This is a genomic window from Bradyrhizobium sp. USDA 4449 (assembly GCF_054056275.1).
On the sequence record NZ_JBSRYD010000001.1, the window covers coordinates 1,585,796 to 1,609,240 of the forward strand.

Genomic DNA, 23,445 nt, shown 5'->3' on the forward strand with positions numbered 1-23,445 from the left:
CCTCACGTCCCGCCGCCTTTTGAGAGCAAACCGATGTCGTCACTCCCCGAAGCCAAACTGGATGTCCTGCTCGCACACCACGCCTCGCTCGAGGCCGAAGCGCTGGGACAGCTCTCCTCCGAGCGCTATGTGCAGGTCACGCGCGAGCTCGCCGAGATCAATCCGCTGATCGACGCGGTGAAGACCTATCGTTCCGCGGTGAAGGAACTCGCCGACACCGAGGCGCTGATATCAGATCCGGCCACTGATGCCGAGATGCGCAGCATGGCGGAAGCCGAGCGCGACGAGCTCAATTCGAAGATCGAGGACCTCGTCCAGAAGATCCGCGTCGCGCTGCTGCCCAAGGATGCCATGGACGACCGCAACGTGGTGCTGGAAATCCGCGCCGGCACCGGCGGCGACGAGGCGTCGCTGTTCGCCGGCGATCTGTTCCGGATGTACGAGCGCTTTGCGAGCTTGCAGGGCTGGAAGGTCGAAGTGATCTCGGCGAGCGAAGGCACCGTCGGCGGCTTCAAGGAAATCATCGCGGAGGTCCAGGGCCGCGGTGCGTTCTCCAAGCTGAAGTTCGAGTCCGGCGTGCATCGGGTCCAGCGTGTGCCCGACACCGAGACACAGGGGCGCATCCACACATCCGCTGCAACGGTCGCGGTGCTGCCCGAGGTCGAGGACGTCGACGTCGAGATCAAGAACGACGATTTGCGGATCGAGACCATGCGCGCGCAAGGGGCCGGCGGCCAGCACGTCAACAAGACCGAATCGGCGATTCGCATCACCCATATCCCCACCGGCATCGTGGTGATGATGCAAGACAGCCGCTCGCAGCATAAGAACCGCGCCTCCGCCATGAACATCCTGCGCTCGCGCATCTACGACGCCGAACGGCAGCGCGTCGACGCCGCGCGCTCGGCCGAGCGCAAGGAGAAGGTCGGCTCCGGCGACCGCAGCGAGCGCATCCGCACCTATAATTTTCCACAAGGGCGCGTCACCGACCACCGCATCAACCTGACGCTCTACAAGCTGCCGCAGGTGATCGCGGGCGAAGCGCTCGGCGAATTGACCGATGCGCTGACCACGGAGCACCAGGCGGCACAGCTCGCCGCGCAAGGAGCCGGGGCTTGACCGGCGGCTCGTCGCTCACGCCCCGCCGGACTCGCCGAACGACTTCAAAAGACGGTTCAGAGCCGGGCTGGCGGCACGGCGAAGTTCCTCGAGGTTCTTCCGCGAGAGCGCCTGGAGCTTCTGCTCGCCTTTCTTCGTCAGCTTGAGATGGACGCGCCTGGCATCTTCGCGATCAGCGACGCGACTGACCAGGCCCAGTTTTTCGATCCGATCAATCAGCTCGACAGCGGAGTGATGCCGGATCAACAGAAACTTCGCGACATCACCGACGGTTGCGGGACCGGGACGGACAAAACCCTTGATGCCGAGCAGCGCCTGGTGCTGCGTCGGCGTCAACCCCTGCTTTGCAGCCGCCGCCTCGCTGAATGCCAGAAAGCTCCGGATCTGGTAGCGGAACTGTGCCAGCGCTGCGTAATCGGAAGCCCGCATCGCGCTGCCGGCGCGCCCGGCTGACGTCACCACACCGGACCGCTGCGCCTTCTTCGCCTGAACCATGCCCACCTCGACCATGCCACCCGCCGCCACGGGAGACTTAGCCTAAAGTAGCAAGCGACCGCCGCCGGACCAACCGGCCGGATTCAGGGATGCACAGCTATCCAAGCGCCTTATTCGAAGCTGGACAGCAGGATTTTCACCAGGATGACCTGAAACGCGATCGGGATGCGGACGCTCTTTCGCCGGATCGAACGCTGAAGTGCGCCGACGATCTCGGCCCCGCTCAGGCTGCCGGCCGACGCATTGTTGATCAGCTCTGCCCACATCTGCGACAGCGAGCCGCCCGCTGGAAGCACCGGCTTGATGGTGACGCCGGATCCCTGCGCCCAATCGACGATCTCGCGCATGGTGTGCGGACCGCAATTGCGCGCAGTCGCAAGGCGCTCGGCCGTCAGCGCGCGCAGCAGTTCGCGCGAGGGCGACCAATTCCCTTTCGGGGGCTGCTCGCCGGTGAGCTCGACTGCGAGCTCCTTCAGCACGTTCTGGGCCCGCACGCTCAGTCGCTTCATCGGCGCCGGCGCGCGCTTCGCCTGAACGGATCCGACGGCCGGTCCGCGCTCGCGGGTTGGCCGGTTGCGTGGCTCGGACAATCTGGGGGCATCGCCGGATTGAGACGGGACGCGCTGGTCGCCGCCCTCCCCGGAAGGCCGCGCAGCCTCCTGCCGCTCCGCCTCTTGCGGCCAGGATCGTCGCTTTTCGGCACCTGCCACTGTCGTCTGCCGCGCCATTTCTTTCGCCGAACCCGCCAGCTTCGTACTCACAAAGACTAATATATATCGCTCTCCGATATGTTTTCACGACATAATTTTGGTCGTTCGACCAAAGGCGAAATTGACAGACGGCCTTCACAAGCAATGCTTAGGTCCAAGAGCTACACGCGGATGTGACGTGCCCGGCGCGGGCAGGCCCATGGGGCCGGCCGCCGCCGGATAAGTCGTGTTTGCCTGCAAACAAGAACGACGTTCGGAGGAAACGACCATGACTGACGATCTCATCCGCCGCGGTCTCTCGCGCCGTGGCCTGCTCCAGACCACCGCGGGCCTGATCGGCGGCTCGATGCTGCCGGCGATGCCGGCATTTGCCGACGACAAGCCGGCGATCGGCACCTATCCCGCGGGCGTATCCGGTTCCACCGCCTTCATCGGCATCTCCGTGCCGCGCACGGGAACTTACGCCGTGCAGGGCGAGGACGAGCTCAAGGGCTATCAGCTCGCGATCGAGCACATCAACGAAGGCCACGAATTGATCAAGAAGATCTCGCCCAAGACCAGCAAGGGCGTGCTCGGCAAGGAGCTGAAGTTCGGCGTTGCCGACTCCGCGGCCAAGCCCAATGAGGCGGTGCAGGCGCAGCAGCGCTTCATCAGCGAGAACAAGGCGATCATGATCACCGGCGGCACCTCGAGCGCCGTCGCGGTCGCGCTCAACAAGCTCGCCCAGCGCGAGCATGTGATCTTCGTGTGCGGCATTTCCGGCTCGAACGACACCACCGGCAAGGATTGCGTGCGTTACGGCTTCCGCCAGAATTTCTTCGGCCAGACTGCGGCTGCGGCGATCGGGCCGGTGATGGTGCGGGAGTTCGGCAAGGGCAAGAAGGCCGCCTATCTCACGCCTGACTACACCTATGGCCATACCGTCACCAAGTCGATGCAGGACTTCCTCGCGACCGCCGGCTGGACCACTGCGACCAACCAGGTCGCCCCGCTCGGTGCGCCCGACTATTCCTCATATCTGCTGAACGTCGCCAATTCCGGCGCCGACGTGCTCATCAACGTCAATTGGGGCCACGATGCGGTGCTGTCGACCCAGCAAGCGAAGCAGTTCGGCGTGCTCGACAAGATGAAGCTGGTCGTGCCCTACCAGGTGCCCTTCATCGCGCGCGAAACCGGCGGCCTGATGCAGGGCGTCTATGCCGCGACCGATTATTGGTGGACGATCGAGGACAAGTACCCACTGGCCAAGATGTTCAACGAGGTCTTCGAGAAGAAATACGGATACAAGCCGGAATGGGGCGCCGAGAACGCCTATGTCAGCTTCGCCCATTGGGCCCGCATGTGCGAGGAAGCCGGCAGCTTCAATCCGCCCGACGTCATCAAGGCCTATGAGAAGGGCGAGACCATCCCCTCGCTCGTCGGCGACGTGCATTACCGCCCCGAGGATCACCAGTGCGTCCGACCCGTCATCATCGTCAAGGGCAAGCAGCAGAAGGACATGAAGAACAAGGAAGACTGGTACGACGTCGTCGAGATCGTCCCGGGCGAGAGCCTGATGCAGAAGCCCGACGCCTTCGGCTGCCATCTCGGCGACTACACCTGAGCCCGAGCTAACCCCCTGTGACGCCGTAGGCCGTGACTCTGGACCTGCGGCGTCACCTTTTTGACGCAAGCTCTTCGCGCGTCACAACAGCGATCGCCGCATGATAAGTTGGCCCAATCTCGTTTCGCAGCTTTTCAACGGGCTCGCGCTCGGCGCCCTGCTTGCGCTGATCAGCTCCGGCCTGACCATCATCTACGGCACGCTCGGCGTGCTCAACCTCGCGCATGGCGCGATGTTCATGATCGGCGGCTATGCCGGCTTCGTCACCTACCAGTACACGGATTCGTTCATCCTCGCCGTGATCGCGGGCTCGCTGTTCGTGATGCTGCTCGGCGTGGTGATGGAAAGAACCATCATTCGGCATTTCTACCACCGCCCGCACGAGGACCAGTTGCTCGTCACCTTCGGGCTCGGCATCTGCTTCGTCGAGATCATCCGGCTGATCTTCTCCAGCCAGTCGCAGATCGTGCTGCCGCCGGCACTATTCCAGGGCATCACCAATCTCGGCTTCATGTTCTATCCGACCTATCGCCTCGCGGTCGTCGGCATCGTCGCGATCGCGCTCGGCGCGCTGTTCATCATCCTCTACCGGACCCGGCTCGGCATGATCGTGCGCGCCGGCATCGAGGATTCGGTGATGGTCGATTCGCTCGGCATCAACGTCTACCGCGTCTTCATGATCGTATTCGGCATCGGCGCAATGGCTGCAGGCTTCGCCGGCATCGTCAACGCGCCGGTGGTGTCGCTGACACCCGGTATCGGCGACGACATCCTGGTCCAGACCTTCGTGGTGGTGGTGATCGGCGGCGTCGGCTCGTTCCCCGGCGCGATTCTCGGCGGCCTGATCGCCGGGGAGATCATCAGCGTCACCTCCATGTTCAACCCCGGCTATGCCTATGTGATGCTGTTTGCGGCGATGACGCTCGTGCTCGTGCTACGACCGCATGGCCTGCTCGGCGTCCAGGGCCGCGAGTAAGTGATCCGCTGATGCTCAAGCAACGTCCGTTCCTGATCGAGACACTGACGGCCATCGGCCTGATCGTGGCACCCTTCGTGCTGCCCCATCTCGGCTTCGCGCCGAACACCGTGAACCGGATCCTGGTCTGGGGCCTGTTCGGCCTCGGCTTCGACATCCTGTTCGGCTTCACCGGCCTGTTGTCGTTCGGCCAATCCGCCTTCTACGGCACCGGCGGGTTCGTCGCCGCCTACCTGCTGACCCGCGCCGGCTTCAGCAACGTGCTCGGCGCGCTGGTCATCGGCATGATCGCGGCGGCAGCGACCGGCTACCTGATCGGACTGATCGCGCTGCGACGTACCGGGATCTACTTCGCCATGATCACGGTGGCGATCGCGGAAGTGTTCTTCTTCGTCGAGTTCAATCCGCTCTCCGATTTCACCGGCGGTGAAAACGGCCTGCCGGGCGTACCGACGCCGAGCTTCAATCTCGGCTTCACGACCGTCCATTTCACAGATGGGTGGTCGCTCTATCAGTTCATCGCGCTGTGCTATTTCATCGGCGTCATCATCGCGCTCAGGATCGTGCGGTCGCCGGTGGGGGCGATCTTCAGCGCCATCAGGGACAACCCGCTGCGCGCCACGGCCGTGGGTCACAACATCCACGGCTACAAGCTGACCGCCTTCGTGATCGCCGCCGCGTACGCCGGCTTCGCCGGTGGCCTGCTCGGCGTGCTTCAGGCCTTCATGCCACCCGACGCCTTCACCTTCGACACATCAGGCCAGCTCGTGATGCAGACGGCCATCGGCGGCCGCGGCACGCTGTTCGGGCCGCTGGTTGGCGCAACCGTCTGGCTCTTCCTGCAGGATTTCCTCCAGTCCGCGCTGGGCTTAGGCGCCGCCTGGAAGCTCGTGCTCGGCGTCGTGTTCGTGCTGCTGGTCTGTTTCCTGCGCGGGGGCATCATCGGCGGCCTCGTCGATCTCTACGGCCTCTTCTCCGGCAGGCGTCGGAAGGTTGCGGAGAGGGAGGAGGACTCCCAGGCCGGGCCTGCACTGGAGGCGCCGCCCGCGCCGATGCAGGCCAGGGAGGTCCAGCACCCCGCCTATTCCGGTCCGATCCTGAAAGCCACCGGTCTCACCAAGCGCTATGGCGGCCTCGTCGCCAACAGCGACATCGATTTCAGCGTCGATCAAGGCGAGCTGCGCGGCATCATCGGGCCCAACGGCGCCGGCAAATCGACCTTCTTCAAGATGCTGACCTGCGAGATCCCGCCGACCTCCGGCCGGATCATGTTCGAGGGACGCGACATCACGGGATTGAAGGTCACTGACGTCTGCCAGCTCGGACTGACCAAGAGCTACCAGGTCAATCAGCTCTTCACCGGCCTGACGGTGCGGCAGAACCTGACGATCGCAGCACTCGCCGAGCTGCGCGGAAAATTCCGGCTTGACCTCTTCCGCTCGCTGTCGGGCGTCAAGGGCCTGACGGAGCAGGTGGAGCACACGCTGGCGCTGGTCAACCTGACGCGCCGTGCCGACACGCAGGTCGCCGAGCTCGCCTATGGCGAGAAGCGCAGGCTGGAGATCGGGCTTGCCCTCGCCACCTCGCCCCGCCTGCTGCTGCTCGACGAGCCGCTCGCCGGCATGAGCCCGCGCGAGCGGGTCGAAACGGTCAAGCTGCTCAAATCGATCGCGCGCGGCCGCACCATGATCATCATCGACCACGACATGGATTCGCTGTTCGAGCTGGTCGAACGCGTGACGGTGCTGCAGGAAGGCTGCGTGCTGGTCTCCGGCACGCCCGAGGAAATCAAGACCAACGCCGCGGTGCAGGAAGCCTATCTCGGCGGCGTGCACGGAGAGATCGCCGCATGAGCCTGATCGAGGTCGACGGCCTGAACAGCTATTACGGGGACTCCCACATCCTGTTCGACGTCGCCATGCGCGTCGAGCAGCACGAGGTGGTGGCACTGCTCGGCCGTAACGGCGCCGGCAAGAGCACGACGCTGAAGAGCTTGATGGGCGTGGTGACGCCGCGCAGCGGCAGCGTGAAGTTCGACGGCATCGACATCGCCGGACGCAGGAGCCACAAGATCGCACAAGCGGGCATGCAGCTCGTCCACGAGGAGCGCCGCATCTTCGGCAGCCTCTCGGTCGAGGAGAACATCCTCCTCGCCGGGATCACCGCGCCGAAACGCTGGCCGCTCGGGCGCATCTACGAGATGTTTCCGCGGCTGAAGGAGCGGCGCAGCAACCGCGGTACCGAGCTCTCCGGCGGCGAGCAGCAGATGCTGGCGATCGCGCGGGCGCTGGTGCGCGATCCCAAGATCGTGCTGCTGGACGAGCCGTTCGAGGGGCTCGCGCCGGTCATCGTCCACGACCTCGTCAAGGCCTGCCGCGAGCTCGCGGCAGCCGGGCAGACGATCGTGCTGGTCGAGCAGAATTTGGCTGCGACGCTGGCGCTGGCGAGCCGAATCTACATCATCAACAATGGCCACATCGTGCACGAGGGCCCTGCGAACGAGCTCAAGGCCCAGCCGGAGCTGCTACAGCGCTATCTCGGCGTTTGATCAGCCGCTCAGCGCCGCGATCATCCGCTTGGCATGATCAGCAAGGACGGCCATGTCCTCCTTGCGTGTCTGCGCCGGCAAAAGTTCGACGCCGGCCCTGACCGGCATCACATGCATGTGCAGATGAAACACCACCTGCCCGCTGGCCGGCTCGCTGAACTGCTGCAGGATGATGCCTTCCGCATCGAACGCCTTCATGGCCGCGACCGCGATCCGCTTCGCGGTCCGCGCGACTGCGGCGAGATCATCGTCGGCGATGTCGAGGATGCCACGCGCCGGCGCCCTCGGAATGACCAGCGTATGGCCGGGCGAGCGCGGCATGATGTCGAGAAATGCGAGGCTGCGCTCGTCCCTGAACACCTCGAAGCAGGGAATCTCGCCGCGCAGGATCTTTGCGAAGACATTCCGATCGTCATAGACCGTCATGGATGTCCTCCCTTCGGCTGCGCGGTCATCAAACGCGCTCCTTTCCGTTGACGCAAGCAAGGTCGCCGATCTATCCACGATGCCAGGCAGGATGGTTCCATTGGCGACAGGCTTCGATTCCGGACACAGCATCGAGAGCGCGCGGCGCGCGCTCTCGGCGCGGCTGCAGGAGGCCGGCATCGAGGAGCCGTCTCTCGATGCGCGCCTGCTAGTCGGCGCCGTGCTGGGGCTGGATCTGACCGGCCTGATCACCCAAGCAGCGCGAGACCTCACGCCAGAGGAGGCTACGCGGCTCGAAGGATACGCGCAGCGAAGGCTCGCGCATGAACCGGTCGCCCGCATTCTCGGCGTCAGGGAATTCTGGGGGCTGCCATTCCGGCTGTCCGAGGCGACGCTGGTACCACGGCCGGATACCGAGACAGTGGTCGAGCTGGCGCTCGAGATATTTCGCGAACGCACGATCCCGGGACGGCGCCCGCGCATCGCCGACATCGGCACCGGGTCCGGCGCGATTCTGCTCGCACTGCTGCACGAGATCCCGGACGCATTTGGCGTCGGCACCGATCTCAGCCTCAGCGCCCTCGACACCGCCAGAGCGAACGCGGATGCCCTCGGACTGGCCGATCGCGCCGCCTTCGTCGCCTGCTCCTATGCGTCGGCGCTTGGCGGCCCGTTCGACCTGATCGTGTCGAATCCGCCCTACATTCCCGCGGGGGAAATTCCGAAGCTGAGCATCGAGGTGCGCAACCACGATCCGCATCTGGCGCTCGACGGCGGCAATGACGGCTATGACGCCTATCGCGCCCTGATCCCGCAGGCCGCCGAACGGCTCGTGCCCGGCGGCGCCCTGATCGTCGAGGTCGGCCAAGGCCAAGCCGGAAATATTGAAACCTTGATGGCCGCCGCCGCGTTATCGATCGACAGGCCGCCCAGATCGGACCTGGCGGGTATTGCCAGGGCCGTCTCGGCCCGAAAAATGCCCCCATAAAAGCCGGATTGGGCGCGAAAAACCTCTTGGAATATCCCGTGGGAACGACTACGTTCCGGTCAGCACATCGGTACCGGCCCCGTAGACCTACGGACGAAAGCCGGGCTCTCGGGCGAGAGCTTTACTGATTAAAGGTTCCAAGCCGCAGGTCCTGTTGAGCGCGATAGCACGTCAAGCTGCGCTGCTTACCGACCGCAAAGTGAACGAAAGCCTGATATTGCGCTTGAAGACTTACGCAACAAAGCTGGGCTTGTTTCGGCAGGTGATATGAGTGGGTTCGCTGGCAATGAATGCTGGCGGGTGGGGAACGCGTCTTTGTTGAACGCGACGGTCGACGAACATCGGCAGGGTCTGATTCGCTCTTGCGCGCGGTGCGCGCGAGAGATGTGAACCGCTGTCATCGGGTCACTCTCTGCAATCGGTAATGCGTGCAACCTTTAGGGCTGGAATTAAAGGCAGGACATGAGAAACGGTCAGAACAAGCAGCGGATGCGCAACCGCAACAACAACAATAACAACAACAATAACCGGCGCGGCCAGAACCCGATGACCCGGGTCTATGAATCGAACGGACCCGACATCAAGATCCGCGGTACCGCCTCGCACATCGCCGAAAAATATCTTCAGCTTGCGCGTGACGCGCGCTCCTCGGGTGACCCGGTTGCCGCCGAAAACTACTACCAGCATGCCGAGCACTATTTTCGGTTGATCGCAGCGGCCCAGGAGCAGTTCCGCCAGAATCAGCAGCCCCGCGGCGACGAGCCGATCAGCACCAGCAGCGGCGACGATGGCGAGGACGACGGCGAGAATTTCTCGAATTTCGGCCAGGAGCCGGGCTTCGTTCCACAGCCGCCCCAACAGCAGCCCTTCATGCGTGACCGCGACGGCCAGCGCGATCACCAGCGCGACTACCAGCAGCGCGACAACCAGCAGCCCTATCAGCGCGATCAGCAGCAGCCGCGCGAGCACCGCGAACGCGACCATCGTCCGCAGCCGCAATATCATCAGCAGCCGCAACCGCAGAACCAGCCGCAGCCCGTCGTTGCCGATGCCGGCAACGTCGATCGCCTGCCGTCCTTCATCACCGGCGCGCAGCCGCAGACGAATGCGGCTCCGGGCGGCTTTGAGGGTGGCAATCCCGGCGGCGGCGAGCGCTATCCGCGGCGCCGTCGCCGGCCGCATAATGGCCCGCGTCCCGAGCGCGAGGCGGCTCCGGCCGCGACCAGCGACGACCTCGCCCCCGGCGAGTAAGGCGCAGCAAAGCTAGCGATTGGGGTGGATTTCAATCGTCCCGGCCTCGCCGGGACGATTTGTTTTTTGAAACGTCAAATTGGCGGAACTGCAGCGGCAGGCACAGTCACCTCTCCCCGGCGGGGAGAGGGGAAGCTAGGTCCGGGTCACCGTCGAGGACGGCACCAGCACCGGCTTCAACGAGGGAATCAGCCGCGCCCGTTCGCGCTTGGCGGGGATCGCACGATAGACCTGCTTGGTGGCTTCGACGATATGGACCCCGGCAAAAGGCAATGACAGCGCCGCGCCGGCGCGCTCCCACATCTGCGCCGATTTCAGGACCCAGCGGCCCGCATAAGGCGGCATGAACAACGCCTCGCCCCAGGCGGTCGGCGTGAACCAGGTCTGACGCAGCAGGTCCGTGATCTGCGAGCGTGAATAGGGACGGCCGTGGCCGAAAGGCGTGTTGTCGCTGCGCGTCCAGACCCCGCGCCGGTTCGGGATCACCGCGATGACGCGGCCGGACGGCGACAGCACCCGCCAGACCTCGCGCAGCAGCGCGGCCGGATCGTCGGACATTTCGAGCGCATGGACCAGCAGGATGCGGTCCACCGCGGCTTCGGGAAGCGGCAGCGAGAACTCGTCGACGAGTGTGGCGAGCGCCGGTCTCCCGGTCGGCCATTTCAGCACGCCCTGGGCCGCCGGCATGAAGGCAATGCAGCGCTCGGCGTCCTCGCGGAACAGCCCGAGGTATGGCGTGGGATAGCCGATGCCGAGCACGCGCTGGCCCCCGGCACTCGGCCAGCGCTCTCTTATGCCGCGGTTGATCATTTGCCGCGCCACAATCCCCAGGCGACGGGAATAGAACTCGCGGAGGTCGACGACATCCATGCTCATGGCGGCAATGTAACATGCACAAGGTAGCGGCTGTGCGCGGAATATTGCATTGCCCGCGCAACGTTAACGCCATATTTGTCTGGCGGGGCTGAGCGCGATGGAGAGGTCATGGCTGCCGAAATTCGTACTTTCAGCTGTTTAAACGACAATTTCGGTTACCTGATCCACGATGTGGAAACCAGGGCCACCGCATCGATCGATGCGCCGGAAGCCGGTCCCATCATCCAGGCGCTGGAGCGCGAGGGTTGGCAACTCACCGACATCCTGATCACCCATCACCATGGCGATCATGTCGGCGGGGTCGCCGAACTCAAGCAGAAATACAATTGCCGCGTCGTCGCGCCGCACGACAAGTCGGCCAGAATCGCTGACGTCGATTTGCGCGTCGCCAATGGCGATGTGGTCAAGGTCGGTACGCTGCTGGGGCGCGTGCTCGAGACCCCCGGCCATACGCTCGATCACATCTCCTACGTATTCGACACCGAGAAGACGCTGTTCGCCGCCGACACGCTGTTCTCGATCGGCTGCGGCCGCGTGTTCGAGGGCACCTATCCGATGATGTGGGACTCGCTGTTGAAGCTGCGAGCCCTGCCCGACGATTTCAAGCTCTATTGCGGCCACGAATACACGGCGTCCAACGTCAAGTTCGCGCTCACCGTCGATCCCGACAATGCGGCGCTGCAGGCGCGCGCGGCGGAGGTTGCGAAGCTGCGGGCGGACAACAAGCCGACCATCCCCTCACTGCTTGGTGAAGAGAAGCGAGCAAACGTGTTCCTGCGTGCGGATGAACCCTCGATCGCAGCCAGGCTACACATGAAGGGTGCAGAGGCTGCCGCGGTGTTCGGCGAATTGCGTGAGCGCAAGAACAAGTCCTGAAGGACAGGTCCTCAAGGCCAGGTCCTCAAGCCTGGTCCTCAAGGCCAGGTCCCGAAGACTAACTCCTCGAGAACAAGCCCTGACGGGGATCGATGCCGACCGCAGCCGAGATCATCGCGCGCCTCGAACTCCGCCCGCATCCCGAGGGCGGGCATTACCGCGAAACCTTTCGCGACCAGACCACCGACGCCAATGGCCGCTCGCGGTCGACCTCGATCTATTACCTGCTCGCGCGCAACGAGCGCTCGCACTGGCATCGCATCGATGCGGTCGAGACCTGGCACTTCTACGCCGGCAGCCCCTTGATGCTCCGTATCGCCCACGACGGCTGCTCCCAGCACGAGGTGCGGCTCGGCACAGACCTTGTGAGCGGCGAACGGCCACAGGCGATCGTGCCGGCAGACGCGTGGCAGATGGCGGAGACGTCAGGCGAGTGGACGCTGGTCGGCTGCACCGTGGCACCCGCCTTCGAGTTTGCAAAATTCGAGCTCGCGCCGAAAGGCTGGGAGCCGTAGAGATTCTTGTTTGACGCGTTTTCTTTACGCGAACCGGTATCCACTTCGCTCGAAAACGCTCTGCTATCCGGAATCGGGTGGGTTCGATTCGCTTCCCCCGCTACGACTGCGCTTCCAGTCAACAGGAGCGTACGATGCACGGAACACTCGGTCCCGCCGCCGTCCAGATCGACCCGGCCATTTTGTATTTTGGAACGCCGGTCGTCCTGATCGGATCGACCAATGACGACGGCACTCACAATCTCGCACCGATGTCCTCGGCATGGTGGGTCGGCTGGCGCTGCATGCTTGGGCTCGCGCGCAACTCGAAGACCACCGAGAACATGATTCGCAGCGGCGAATGCGTGCTCAATCTGCCCTCGGCCGATCTTGTCGGCGCCGTCGACCGCCTTGCTCGCACCACGGGCTCGGATCCCGTGCCGCCAGGAAAACTCTATCGCGGCTATCGGCACGAGAAGGACAAGTTCGAACTCGGCGGTCTGACGGCGTTGGCAGGCGAAACGGTCAGCGCGCCGCGCGTGGCCGAGTGTCCGGTGCAGATCGAAGCCAAGGTTGCTTATGTGCATGAGATGGCCCAGGACGATACGGCCTGGGGCGGCAATCTCACCGCGATCGAGGTCCGCGTCACCCGCGTGCACGCGCATCCCCATATCATGATGGATGGCGTGCCGAACCGCATCGATCCGGACCGATGGCGGCCGCTGATCATGAGCTTCCAGGAATTCTATGGCCTGACGTCGCAACGCTTGCAGCGCTCCGAGCTTGGGCGGATTCCGGAATCGACGGCCGCCGGGCTGGCAGCCGGCGCTCTGAGCGCGTCTCAACGCTTCCGCAGCACCATGTCCTTCGCCGCGATCAGGCCGCCCCCGGCGATCAGGATCGCGGCGATGGCGATGTTGGCGCTGGCTTTGGCAAAGCCGGCGGCGATGAGAAAGCCGGTCGACAGGAGCGGCGTCGCATAGGAGGCGGCACCGAGCACGCGGATGTCGCCGCGCTTCATGCCGATGTCCCAGGCGTAGAAGGCGGCACCGACGGGGCCGATGCCGAGTCCGATCACGGCAAGCCAATGCAACGCAGTCTCGGGCCACACCGTGGTTTCCACCACACCATGCATCAACGCGGCGAGCATCGATGTGGCGAGGCAGAAGCCGGCGACAGCGTCGGTGGGCACCGCCTTCAGGCGCCGCGACAACACCGAATAGGTCGCCCAGACGAAAGCGGCGATGAAGGCCGCGATCAATCCCGGCACCGCGCCCGGCGCGAAGCCGGAGGTGTTGCCGGCAAACAGCAGCACGGTGCCGACGAGGCCGAGCACGGCGCCGATGATGTGATGCATGGCCAGCCGCTCGCCCGGCAGAAAGGACGAGAACAGCACGATCAGCAGCGGCCACATGTAGTTCAGGAGGCCGGCCTCGGCCGGCGGCGCGAATCGCAGCGCGAGGAAATACAGCGCGTGGTAGCCGAACAAGCCACCGACGCCGACCACCCATACGACCAGGGGCTGACGCAGGCTCTTCGCCGCGTCGCCGCGGCCGATCCAGGTCAGCAGACCGACGAGACCGCCGATCGCAAAAGTCATCGCAGCGAGCTGAAACGCCGGGATCTTGCCGGTGGCCACCGTCATCACTGACAGCAGCGACCACATCAGGATCGCGGTCAGTCCGACCAGTGTTGCCGTGCGCGGATTCATTGATTGAGAGGCTCTGAGGACGCTTATGCCCGGCACGGGGCCGGGCATAGCGCCTTCAATATCGTCTTGTCGCGCCTGACGCTACCGGCTTGGCGCCCGATCAGGCGTGGTACTGACCGCCGTTGATGGTCAGGGTCGAGCCGGTGATGAAGCCGGCTTCCTCGGCCGCCAGGAACACGACCGCGCGCGCAATCTCTTCCGGCTCGCCGAGCCGGTTGACCGGGATCTGCGGGATCACGTTCTTTTCCAGAACGTCCTTTGGCACCGCCTGCACCATCTCGGTGTTGATGTAACCCGGCGCGATCACGTTGACAGTGATGCCGCCCTTGGCATTCTCGAGCGCCAGCGCCTTGGTGAAACCGATGTCGCCGGCCTTCGCCGCGGAATAATTGACCTGGCCGAACTGCCCCTTCTGGCCGTTGATCGACGAGATCGAGATGACGCGGCCGAACTTGCGGGCGCGCATGCCCTCGATCACCTGTCGCGTCATGTTGAACAGCGAGCCGAGATTGGTGTTGATCACGGCGTTCCACTGTTCGAGCGTCATCTTGTGGAAGGCGGTGTCGCGGGTAATGCCGGCATTGTTGACGAGGATGTCGACGGGGCCGAGTTCGGCCTCGACCTTCTTCACGCCCTCGGCACAGGCATCGAAATTGCTGACGTCCCACTTGTAGACGGAGATGCCGGTCTCGGCCTTGAACTTCTCTGCCGCCGCATCATTGCCGGCATAGCTCGCCGCGACCTTGTAGCCGGCCGCCTTCAGCGCCTTGCTGATCGCAGCACCGATGCCGCGCGTCCCACCCGTGACCAATGCAACTCGTGCCATAGTGTATTCCTTCCCTTGGACTCTTCGGACGTTTCTCAGTGATGGTGTTTTAGATGCGGATTATGCGGTTGGTTTGACGGACATCAAGAACAAAACGCCCGGCGTTGAGCCGGGCGTTTGTATTTAGTCGAAGCTTGCGCGGTTGCGAAGAATAATTGATTTGCAACCGCTGCTTTTTTGGTCGCGTGCAACGCACTCACCGTCGTGTGCAGCGCACGCGCCGGTTCATCAGCCGGATGTCAGCTTCAGTCGCGCGCCAGACACATGGCGATACCCATGCCGCCGCCGATGCACAGCGTGGCGAGGCCCTTCTTCGAATCGCGCTTCTGCATTTCGTGCAGCAGCGTCACCAGCACGCGCGCGCCGGACGCGCCGACCGGATGGCCGATCGCGATCGCGCCGCCATTGACGTTGACCTTCGACGTATCCCAGCCGAGATCCTTGTTGACGGCACAAGCCTGCGCCGCGAAGGCCTCGTTGGCCTCGATCAGGTCGAGGTCGCCGACGTTCCAGCCGGCCTTCTTCAGCGCCGCGCGCGAGGCCGGGATCGGGCCCGAGCCCATGATCTTCGGATCGACGCCGGCCTGCGCCCACGACACGATACGCGCGAGCGGCTTCTTGCCTTCCTTGGCGGCCTGCTTCGCGGTCATCAGCACCACGGCGGCAGCGCCGTCATTGATGCCGGAGGCCGAACCCGCGGTCACCGTGCCGTCCTTCTCGAAAGCCGGACGGAGCTTCGCCATCGCATCGAGCGTGGCGCCATGACGCGGATATTCGTCGGCGCTGACGACGGTATCGCCCTTGCGGCCCTTGATCGTGACGGGGACGATCTCGTCGTTGAACTTGCCGGCCTTCTGCGCAGCTTCGGCCTTCTGTTGCGAGGCGACCGCGAACTCGTCCTGCTGGGCACGCGTGATCTGCCACTGCCGTGCGACGTTCTCCGCGGTGTTGCCCATATGGTAGCCATTGAAGGCATCCCACAGGCCGTCCTTGATCATGGTGTCGACGAACTCGACGGCGCCCATCTTGACGCCGCCGCGCAGATACTGGGCGTGCGGGGCCATGCTCATGGATTCCTGGCCGCCGGCAACCACGATCTCGGAATCGCCGTTGAGCAGCGCCTGATAGCCAAGCGCGACCGTGCGCAGGCCCGAGCCGCAAAGCTGGTTCACGCCCCAGGCCGGGCTTTCCACCGGAATGCCGGCGCCGATCGAGGCCTGGCGGGCGGGGTTCTGACCCTGAGCAGCAGTCAGGATCTGGCCCATGATGACCTCGGAGACCCGGCCGGGCTCGATGCCACCGCGCTCCAGCGCGGCCTTGATGGCGATGGCACCAAGATCGTGGGCGGGAAGGGTCGCGAAGGCTCCGTTGAAGCTTCCGACCGGGGTGCGGGCGGCGCTGACGATGACGACATCGTCTGACATGGGCATCTCCTGGGGTTCAAAGGGGGCAGACGGGGCTGGGAAACGGCTCGCCAGTCTCGGATGGCATCCTGTTAACGTCATTGCGGCATGTCAATCGGAAGGTCGCCGAATTCATCCCGCAGCGCATTCAAAATAGCGTTCTTGGCGATTTCGCAAGCACGTTTTTGCTGTGCGATTAACCGTGCCGCACAAAACGGTAGCGTGCCCCCTTTGAAAATGCTTACTTTGTTGCGTTGCGTACTCTTCCCGCCCTGCGGCATTGGCCCCGCAGGTTCCCGTTCTCAGCGCTACGAGTGAGAGCCCATGGCGAAATCAGACCAACCCACCACCATCAAGAAATACGCGAATCGCCGGCTCTATAACACCGGGACGAGCACCTATGTGACGCTGGAAGACCTCGCCGCCATGGTCAAGGATGGCGAAGATTTCCTGGTCTACGATGCCAAGACCGGCGACGACATCACCCGCTCGGTGCTCGCCCAGATCATCTTCGAGCAGGAGAACAAGGCCGGCCAAAACCTGCTGCCGACGACCTTCCTGCGCCAGCTGATCCGCTTCTACGGCGACAGCATGCAGATGGTGGTGCCGAAATATCTGGAGCAGTCGATCGCGACGCTGACCCAGGAGCAGGAGAAGTTCCGCAAGCAGATCGCCAACACGCTGTCGGGCACGCCCTTCGCCCCGCTGGAAGAACAGGTCCGCCGCAACATGGAGCTGTTTCAGCAAACCTTCTCGATGTTCAAGCCGTTTGCTCCCAATGCGGGCCGGCCGGCAACGACCCCGGAGCCGGAGCCCGATGCCAGCGCCCCGGCGGCGACGGACAGCAATATCGACGACCTGCGCCAACAGATGAAGGACATGCAGGAACGCCTCGAGCGCATGTCGAAGAAAGACGAGTAGACACCTCCGCATTGACGCGTCCGCATGCGGCGGGCGCGCGAACTGCCTGTTGATTGCGGCATTGCCTTTGCGCGGTGCCGTCCCGGCGAAGGCCGGAGCTGCCATGTCCGACCGCACCACGCATTGGGACAACGTCTACGCCACGAAGGGCGAGGCCGAGGTCAGCTGGTTTCAGAATAGCCCGGCGATCTCGATCGAGATGATTCGCGCCGCCAATCCGGATCGCGACGCGGCCATCATTGATATCGGCGGCGGGGCATCGCGGCTGGCCGACGCACTGCTTCAGGACGAATACCGCAATCTCGCCGTGCTGGACCTCTCTGCCAACGCCCTTGAGGCAGCGAGGAAGCGAATCGGTGCAGCCGCATCGGCGGTCGACTGGATCGTTGCCGACGTGACCGCATGGCGACCGGTGAAGGCCTACGACATCTGGCATGATCGTGCCGCGTTTCACTTCCTGACCGATCCGCGCGACAGGGCCGCTTACGTCGAGCGTCTGCGATCGGCGGTTGCGGCGGGCGGACACGTCATCATCGCCACCTTCGCGCCCGATGGTCCGCAGACATGCAGCGGCCTGCCGGTGCAGCGACACGACAGCACGAGCCTTTCAAGGGAGCTCGGGCCGGAGTTCGAGCTGGTCGAGACGCGCGGCGACACCCATCACACGCCGTGGCATTCGACGCAGGCGTTTCAGTTCAGCCGCTTTCGACGGCGGGCTAGCTAGCGTCAGGCCGCCAGCTGCGCCGCATGGGCAAAATCCCAATAGAGCTTTCGCGCCTTGCTGTAGAGCGGGCCCGGCTTCAGCTCGCGTGCGTCGATGCGAATCACCGGCGCGACCTTCGCAAAATTGCCGGTGGAGAAGATCTCGTCTGCGGCAAGGAAATCCGCATAGCGCAGCGTCTTCTCGATCACGGTGACGCCATCGCCCCGGAGCAGGCCGATGACGCGCTGGCGGGTGATGCCGTTGAGGAAGGTGCCGTTCGGCACCGGCGTGAAGACCACGCCGTCCTTGGCCATGAACACGTTCGAATTGCCGAACTCCGCGACATTACCGAGCATGTCGAGCATCAGCGCATTCTGGAAGCCGCGCGAGGCCGCTTCCGCCAGCGCGCGCGAATTGTTCGGATAGAGGCAGGCCGCTTTGGCGTCGACGGGCGCGCATTCGGCCGTGGGCCTGCGAAACGGCGACAGTGTGATCGCATTGCCTGTCGGCTTCGGCATCGGCGCCTCGTAGATGCACAGGCACCAATTGGTGGTCTCGGGATCGAACAGCACCCCGCCGCCCGCACCGTGCTGGGCCCAGTACATCGGGCGGACATAGAGCTCGGCATTCCGCGCAAAGCGTGCAATGCCGTCGTTTGCGAGCGACATCCAGGTGTCGGCATCGACCACCGGCTTCAGGCCAAAATTGATCGCGGATTGATTGGCGCGGGCGACGTGACGATCGAGATCGGGCGCGACGCCTTCGAATGCGCGCGCACCATCGAACACCACCGAACCGAGCCAGGCCCCATGCGTGCGCGGTCCCATGATCGGCACGTTGCCGTCGTGCCATTTGCCTTCGAAGAAGGTCCAGCTCGGCGAATAGTCGATCGGTTTCTTGATCTCGGCCATGCCAGGCCTCCCCTCGAGAAATTTCCGGGCACTATTGCCCCGACTTCTAAACGATTTGCTGCGGCGAAGCATCAACTCTCCCCCTCGCAGGAGGTTGGGACGACATCTCGTCCAAACAGGTTATAATTTCGGCCCGGTCACGGAGTTTCCCATGCCGCTCGATCCACTCGCCAAGCGCTTGTTGACAATGATGGCTGCGGCCGCGCCGCAGGCGCGCAGCCGGCCCAGCATCGAGGCGCGACGTGAATCGCTGGCCAAGCTGATGCAGTTCGCGCGTGCCGAGGCGCCTGACGTGACCACGTCAGACGGTATGCTGCCCGGTCCCGGCGGAAAGCTGCCCTATCGGCTCTATTCGCCTGCCTCCGCCGGTGCGCGCGCGCCGGGTTTCGTGTTCTTTCATGGCGGCGGGCTCGTGGCCGGCAGTATTGCGACGCATGACCGCATTGCAGCGGCACTCGCGCATGCGACCGGCTGCCGCCTCGTCTCGATCGACTATCGGCTGGCGCCCGAGCACAAATATCCCGCCGCCGTGGACGACGCGATCGCGGCGACCGAATGGGTGGCGCGCGAGGCGTCCTCACTCGGCATCGATGCCGAACGGCTCGTGCTCGGCGGCGATTCCGCAGGCGCTACATTGGCCGCGATCGTGTGCCAGGAGGCGGCGCAAAGCGCCGGTCTCTCGATCGTCGCACAATGCCTGATCTGCCCGGTGCTGGATTTCGAGGAGACTTCACCTTCGCGCGAGGCCTTCGCCGAAGGGCATCTGATCGACCGCGCCACCATCGAGGCCGATCTATCGGACTATCTGCCCGAGGGCCTGGATGCCGCCGATCCCCGCATCTCGCCCTTGCGAGCGACGCGGCTCACCGGGCTGCCGACCGCAATCATCCATACCGCCGAGTTCGACCCGATGCGCGACGAAGGCAACGCCTATGCGCGCAAGCTGCTCGCCGCGGGCGTCCCGGTCGAGCACGTCTGCCACGAGGGGATGGTCCACAATTTCCACGCCATGGGTGCGATCCTGCCGCAGGCTCAGCTCGTGCTGTCGCAGATCGGCGAGCAGGTGCGGCGAGCGGTAGAGGCATGAGAGCGTGAATCGCACACGCCCCGCGGGTCATGGTGGATATTGGTAGCGCCTGCAATCGGCTGGATGACTCGATCTGGAGCGGTGGATCCCGCATTCCGCATCAACCGATCGTTAATCTTCATCCAAAAACATCAGACGCGTTAGATTGTCGCAAGGAACCTTGCGCGACATTGAGGCGGCATTGTCGCATGCCGTTCAGCCTTGGAGACCACGAATGTCCCGCTTGGTTCCGGAACGCACGTTCCTGGCCGGGAAGATCATCTTCAATTATGGCCAGTCGACCATCGACTGCGTCGTGCGTCGGCTAACTGACGAGGCCGCGACGCTGGAGATGCAGAGCGGCCTTGGCGTGCCCGACCGGTTCCAGCTCAGACTCGAGGGACGCGATATCCAGAGCTGCCGCATGGTCTGGCGATCTGACCGCCAGGTCGGGGTCGCCTTTGAACGGCCTGACAGCGTCGGGCGCCCCGCCGGCGACGAACAGGAGCGCTCGTCCGACTCGCTGATGCGCGCCCAGATGCTGGCCCTGCGTGCCGCCCTCGATCATGTGCCGACCGGCATCGTGCTGCTCGATTCAAGCCTCAGAGCTCGCCTGATCAACCGATCGTTTCGTCAAATGTGGCACCTGCCCGACGAGGTCGCCGATAGCAATCCATCCATTGTCACCCTCCTCCTTCATGGACGCGACATCGGAGCCTACGAGGTGCCGGACCCCGCTCTCGATGCGCACGTCAAAGAACGAGTTCGCGTGGTCGAGGCAGGCGACCCGACGCCGGTCGATGTGCGTCGAACCAATGGTGATGTGGTGCGCGTGCAGGTGACGCCATTACCGGACGGTGGACGCATGCTGACCTATACGCCGGTGACCGACATCGTGCGCGCCTCGGACGAGTTGAAGCAGCTGCGGGATGCGCTGGAGAATGTCCAGGATGGCGTCCTGCTTCTCGATGCCGATCTGAGCGCCACCTTCATGAACAGACGCATGCGGCGCTTTTGGGATGTCAGTGAAGACCAGGCGGCGAGTCGGCCGGCCTATTCGTCGCTGGTGCGGCGCGTGCACCGCGCCAGCGCCCCCGATCTGCCGGCGAACGAACTGGCGAAATTTCCGGCGCGGCGCGTCGAAGAGGTCAAGGCCGGCGATCATGTGCGCGACCTCGAGACGCCGGACGGCCGACGCATCAGGGCCCATTGCACCACGATGTCCAACGGCGGCCGCATGCTGACCTATGTCGACATCACCGATCTCAACGACAAAGCCACCATGCTGGAGCGGCTGGCGACCACCGATCCGCTCACGGGCCTGTACAACCGCCGGCATTTCCTGGGTTCGCTCGACGCGGAATGGAGCCGCTTCCAGCGCTACTACCGCTCGGTCTCCGTCCTGATGCTCGATATCGATCATTTCAAGTCGGTCAACGACCGCTACGGTCACGCGGTCGGCGACGAAGCGATCAAGGCTGTTGCAGCTGCATGCAACGAGGGCAAGCGCAAATCCGATCTCGTCGGCCGCATCGGTGGCGAGGAGTTCGCGGTTCTGCTGCCCGAGACCAGCCTGTCGCGCGCCAAGCTCGTCGCCGAACGGATCCGCAAGCAGGCGATGGCGATCCGGCTGAGCGCTCATCAGGCGCAGTTCGGTGTCACGGTGAGCATCGGCATTGCGGAGGCCTCCGTCAGCATGTCCGGCATCGACGCACTGATGGGCGCAGCCGATCAGGCGCTCTACCAGGCCAAAGCCGAAGGCCGCAATCGCTGCATCGCCTGGAAACCCCCGCCGCCCGCGAGCAAGGCGGCGGAGTGATTGTCGCAACTGCCTGGCGGTCCGCCCCTGGCTCAAAGCAGGCGCTGTCCCCGATCGTCAAGACCGCTCAGAACTCCAGGGGCGCGTTGTCGACGACCTCCTTCATCACGAAGAAGGTGCGGGTCTGCCGGACGCCGGGCAGCGCAATGAGCTGCTCGCCATGGATGCGGTTGAAATCTTCCATGTCGCCGACGCGGATCTTGAGGAAGTAGTCGAAATCGCCGGCGACGAGGTGGCAGTCGAGCACGAATTTCAGCCTGCCGATGGCCTGCTCGAAGGTGGCGAAGCTCTCCGGCGTGGATCGGTCGAGCACCACGCCGACCATCACCAGCGTGCCCTTCGCGACCTTCTTCGGTGCCACCATGGCGCGGACAGCGGCAATAAAGCCGTCCTCGAACAGGCGCTGGGTGCGGCGATGGCAGGTGGCAGGGCTGATCGCGACTGATACGGCCAGCTCGGCGTTGCTCAGCCTGCCGTTATTTTGCAGCAATCTCAACATCTTGAGGTCGATACGGTCGAGACGCCCCGACATGAAAGAAGCTTCCGTAAATTGGTGCAGATCCGGAAGGAATCTTATTTAAAAATTCCGTTCCTGCAAGGTTACGCGCAATATGAGTGCAAAATTCGAGAGCACCTTCTTACGGCGCAATGCTAGCACATCCCGACGCAACGCCAATCGGGACGAACCCATGAACCTGGACAAATTCGCGCGCTATCCGCTCACCTTCGGCCCGACGCCCATCGAGAAGCTGGAGCGGCTGTCGAAGCATCTCGGCGGCAATGTCGAGATCTACGCCAAGCGCGAGGACTGCAATTCGGGCCTCGCCTATGGCGGCAACAAGCTGCGCAAGCTCGAATACATCATCCCCGACGCGATCGCCTCGAATGCCGACACGCTGGTCTCGATCGGCGGCGTGCAGTCGAACCACACCCGCATGATCGCGGCTGTCGCGGCCAAGATCGGCATGAAGTGCCGCCTCGTGCAGGAAGCCTGGGTGCCGCACGAGGACGCCGTCTATGACCGCGTCGGCAACATCATGCTCTCGCGCATCATGGGCGCCGACGTGCGCCTGGTCGATGACGGTTTCGACATCGGCATCCGCAAGAGCTGGGAGCAGGCGATCGAGGAAGTGAAGGCCGCCGGCGGCAAGCCCTATGCGATCCCTGCCGGCGCCTCCGTGCACAAGTTTGGCGGCCTCGGCTATGTCGGGTTCGCCGAGGAGGTGCGTAAGCAGGAGAAGGAGCTCGGCTTCAAGTTCGACTACATCATCGTCTGCACCGTCACCGGCTCGACACATGGCGGCATGCTGGTCGGCTTTGCCGCCGACGGCCGTGCGCGAAAGGTGATCGGAATCGATGCGTCGTTCACGCCTGCGCAGACGAAAGCGCAGGTGCTCTCGATCGCACAGAACACCGCAAAGCTCGTCGAACTGGGCAAGGAGATCGTTGCAGACGACGTCGTGCTGATCGAGGACTACGCCTATCCCGCCTACGGTGTGCCGTCGGAAGAAACCAAGGAAGCGATCCGCCTCACCGCACGCCTTGAAGCGATGATCACCGACCCTGTCTATGAGGGCAAATCGATGCAGGGCTTGATCGACCTCGTCAAGAAGAACCATTTCGAGAAGGGCGCGAAGATCCTGTACGCCCATCTCGGCGGCGCGCCGGCGCTCAACGGCTATGGCTACGCCTTCAGGAACGGCTAGGCCATCAAGGCTGTCGT

At 64.0% G+C, this 23,445-nt stretch carries 23 protein-coding genes and 1 pseudogene; 15 read left to right on the forward strand and 9 right to left on the reverse strand.

Features of this window, described 5'->3' with window-relative positions; genetic code table 11:
• Window positions 1-33: 33 nt before the first annotated feature.
• Complete coding sequence (prfA, locus tag ACVIIW_RS07570) at window positions 34-1,119, forward strand: peptide chain release factor 1 (RefSeq protein WP_456700172.1); 1,086 nt, start codon at window positions 34-36, stop codon at window positions 1,117-1,119.
• Between the two features lie 15 nt (window positions 1,120-1,134).
• Here prfA and ACVIIW_RS07575 read toward each other — a convergent pair whose 3' ends face one another.
• Together ACVIIW_RS07575 and ACVIIW_RS07580 are read right to left on the reverse strand one after the other, a co-directional pair.
• Window positions 1,135-1,614, reverse strand: a complete 480-nt coding sequence (locus tag ACVIIW_RS07575; RefSeq protein ID WP_456700173.1) for a MarR family winged helix-turn-helix transcriptional regulator — start codon at window positions 1,612-1,614, stop codon at window positions 1,135-1,137.
• Between the two features lie 110 nt (window positions 1,615-1,724).
• Window positions 1,725-2,123: a hypothetical protein gene (locus ACVIIW_RS07580; protein ID WP_456700174.1), complete on the reverse strand. Its 399-nt coding sequence runs from the start codon at window positions 2,121-2,123 to the stop codon at window positions 1,725-1,727.
• Window positions 2,124-2,592: 469 nt separating this feature from the next.
• On the opposite strand from ACVIIW_RS07580, the gene ACVIIW_RS07585 reads away from it, so the two are divergent.
• The 4 genes from ACVIIW_RS07585 to ACVIIW_RS07600 all read left to right on the forward strand — a co-directional run bounded on the left by ACVIIW_RS07585 (window position 2,593) and on the right by ACVIIW_RS07600 (window position 7,451).
• On the forward strand, window positions 2,593-3,927 hold the full coding sequence (locus ACVIIW_RS07585) for a substrate-binding protein (protein ID WP_456700175.1): 1,335 nt from the start codon (window positions 2,593-2,595) through the stop codon (window positions 3,925-3,927).
• Window positions 3,928-4,027: 100 nt separating this feature from the next.
• The gene (locus ACVIIW_RS07590; protein WP_456700176.1) at window positions 4,028-4,903 is read left to right on the forward strand and encodes a branched-chain amino acid ABC transporter permease; all 876 of its coding nucleotides are present in this window, start codon (window positions 4,028-4,030) and stop codon (window positions 4,901-4,903) included.
• Between the two features lie 11 nt (window positions 4,904-4,914).
• Window positions 4,915-6,756 (forward strand): branched-chain amino acid ABC transporter ATP-binding protein/permease, encoded by a 1,842-nt coding sequence (locus tag ACVIIW_RS07595; RefSeq protein WP_456700177.1) that lies wholly within the window; start codon window positions 4,915-4,917, stop codon window positions 6,754-6,756.
• Window positions 6,753-7,451, forward strand: coding sequence for an ABC transporter ATP-binding protein (locus ACVIIW_RS07600; protein ID WP_456700178.1), 699 nt, complete (start codon window positions 6,753-6,755; stop codon window positions 7,449-7,451). The genes ACVIIW_RS07595 and ACVIIW_RS07600 overlap by 4 nt, the downstream gene beginning before the upstream one ends.
• Here ACVIIW_RS07600 and ACVIIW_RS07605 read toward each other — a convergent pair whose 3' ends face one another.
• The gene (locus ACVIIW_RS07605; protein WP_456700179.1) at window positions 7,452-7,877 is read right to left on the reverse strand and encodes an HIT family protein; all 426 of its coding nucleotides are present in this window, start codon (window positions 7,875-7,877) and stop codon (window positions 7,452-7,454) included.
• Window positions 7,878-7,968: 91 nt separating this feature from the next.
• Here ACVIIW_RS07605 and prmC point away from each other — a divergent pair, with 91 nt between their 5' ends.
• Together prmC and ACVIIW_RS07615 are read left to right on the forward strand one after the other, a co-directional pair.
• Window positions 7,969-8,865, forward strand: a complete 897-nt coding sequence (prmC, locus tag ACVIIW_RS07610) for a peptide chain release factor N(5)-glutamine methyltransferase (RefSeq protein ID WP_456700180.1) — start codon at window positions 7,969-7,971, stop codon at window positions 8,863-8,865.
• Window positions 8,866-9,327: 462 nt separating this feature from the next.
• Window positions 9,328-10,116, forward strand: a complete 789-nt coding sequence (locus ACVIIW_RS07615; RefSeq protein ID WP_456700181.1) for a DUF4167 domain-containing protein — start codon at window positions 9,328-9,330, stop codon at window positions 10,114-10,116.
• 135 nt (window positions 10,117-10,251) lie between these two features.
• Here ACVIIW_RS07615 and ACVIIW_RS07620 read toward each other — a convergent pair whose 3' ends face one another.
• Window positions 10,252-10,992 carry a methyltransferase domain-containing protein gene (locus ACVIIW_RS07620; RefSeq protein WP_456700182.1) on the reverse strand — a complete coding sequence of 247 codons (741 nt, stop codon included), beginning with the start codon at window positions 10,990-10,992 and terminating at the stop codon, window positions 10,252-10,254.
• A 108-nt stretch (window positions 10,993-11,100) separates the two neighbouring features.
• Here ACVIIW_RS07620 and gloB point away from each other — a divergent pair, with 108 nt between their 5' ends.
• The 3 genes and pseudogenes from gloB to ACVIIW_RS07635 form a co-directional block, all read left to right on the forward strand.
• Window positions 11,101-11,868 carry a hydroxyacylglutathione hydrolase gene (gene gloB, locus ACVIIW_RS07625; protein WP_456700183.1) on the forward strand — a complete coding sequence of 256 codons (768 nt, stop codon included), beginning with the start codon at window positions 11,101-11,103 and terminating at the stop codon, window positions 11,866-11,868.
• Window positions 11,869-11,960: 92 nt separating this feature from the next.
• Window positions 11,961-12,383: a cupin domain-containing protein gene (locus ACVIIW_RS07630; RefSeq protein WP_456700184.1), complete on the forward strand. Its 423-nt coding sequence runs from the start codon at window positions 11,961-11,963 to the stop codon at window positions 12,381-12,383.
• A gap of 134 nt (window positions 12,384-12,517) precedes the next feature.
• Window positions 12,518-12,949, forward strand: a pseudogene (locus tag ACVIIW_RS07635) (flavin reductase family protein); the annotation flags it as partial.
• A 254-nt stretch (window positions 12,950-13,203) separates the two neighbouring features.
• Here ACVIIW_RS07635 and yddG read toward each other — a convergent pair.
• From yddG to ACVIIW_RS07650, 3 genes are all read right to left on the reverse strand, one after another.
• Window positions 13,204-14,073, reverse strand: coding sequence for an aromatic amino acid exporter YddG (yddG, locus tag ACVIIW_RS07640; RefSeq protein WP_456700185.1), 870 nt, complete (start codon window positions 14,071-14,073; stop codon window positions 13,204-13,206).
• A 100-nt stretch (window positions 14,074-14,173) separates the two neighbouring features.
• The gene (gene phbB / locus ACVIIW_RS07645; RefSeq protein WP_092231271.1) at window positions 14,174-14,899 is read right to left on the reverse strand and encodes an acetoacetyl-CoA reductase; all 726 of its coding nucleotides are present in this window, start codon (window positions 14,897-14,899) and stop codon (window positions 14,174-14,176) included.
• A 245-nt stretch (window positions 14,900-15,144) separates the two neighbouring features.
• The gene (locus ACVIIW_RS07650; protein ID WP_092231435.1) at window positions 15,145-16,323 is read right to left on the reverse strand and encodes an acetyl-CoA C-acetyltransferase; all 1,179 of its coding nucleotides are present in this window, start codon (window positions 16,321-16,323) and stop codon (window positions 15,145-15,147) included.
• Between the two features lie 303 nt (window positions 16,324-16,626).
• On the opposite strand from ACVIIW_RS07650, the gene phaR reads away from it, so the two are divergent.
• Both phaR and ACVIIW_RS07660 read left to right on the forward strand, forming a co-directional pair.
• Window positions 16,627-17,223: a polyhydroxyalkanoate synthesis repressor PhaR gene (gene phaR, locus ACVIIW_RS07655; protein WP_456700186.1), complete on the forward strand. Its 597-nt coding sequence runs from the start codon at window positions 16,627-16,629 to the stop codon at window positions 17,221-17,223.
• 103 nt (window positions 17,224-17,326) lie between these two features.
• Window positions 17,327-17,947: a class I SAM-dependent methyltransferase gene (locus ACVIIW_RS07660; RefSeq protein WP_456700187.1), complete on the forward strand. Its 621-nt coding sequence runs from the start codon at window positions 17,327-17,329 to the stop codon at window positions 17,945-17,947.
• A gap of 2 nt (window positions 17,948-17,949) precedes the next feature.
• On the opposite strand, the gene ACVIIW_RS07665 is transcribed toward ACVIIW_RS07660, so the two are convergent.
• Window positions 17,950-18,837, reverse strand: a complete 888-nt coding sequence (locus ACVIIW_RS07665; protein ID WP_456700188.1) for a branched-chain amino acid aminotransferase — start codon at window positions 18,835-18,837, stop codon at window positions 17,950-17,952.
• A 151-nt stretch (window positions 18,838-18,988) separates the two neighbouring features.
• Here ACVIIW_RS07665 and ACVIIW_RS07670 point away from each other — a divergent pair, with 151 nt between their 5' ends.
• Both ACVIIW_RS07670 and ACVIIW_RS07675 read left to right on the forward strand, forming a co-directional pair.
• A complete protein-coding gene (locus ACVIIW_RS07670) occupies window positions 18,989-19,924 on the forward strand; it encodes an alpha/beta hydrolase (protein WP_456700189.1) in 936 nt (311 codons plus the stop codon).
• Between the two features lie 214 nt (window positions 19,925-20,138).
• Complete coding sequence (locus tag ACVIIW_RS07675; protein WP_456700190.1) at window positions 20,139-21,722, forward strand: sensor domain-containing diguanylate cyclase; 1,584 nt, start codon at window positions 20,139-20,141, stop codon at window positions 21,720-21,722.
• Between the two features lie 67 nt (window positions 21,723-21,789).
• Here the strand turns inward: ACVIIW_RS07675 and ACVIIW_RS07680 are convergent, their stop codons facing one another.
• A complete protein-coding gene (locus tag ACVIIW_RS07680; RefSeq protein ID WP_456700191.1) occupies window positions 21,790-22,254 on the reverse strand; it encodes an Lrp/AsnC family transcriptional regulator in 465 nt (154 codons plus the stop codon).
• Window positions 22,255-22,411: 157 nt separating this feature from the next.
• Here ACVIIW_RS07680 and ACVIIW_RS07685 point away from each other — a divergent pair, with 157 nt between their 5' ends.
• Window positions 22,412-23,428 carry a 1-aminocyclopropane-1-carboxylate deaminase gene (locus ACVIIW_RS07685; RefSeq protein ID WP_092231250.1) on the forward strand — a complete coding sequence of 339 codons (1,017 nt, stop codon included), beginning with the start codon at window positions 22,412-22,414 and terminating at the stop codon, window positions 23,426-23,428.
• The last annotated feature ends 17 nt before the right edge of the window (window positions 23,429-23,445 follow it).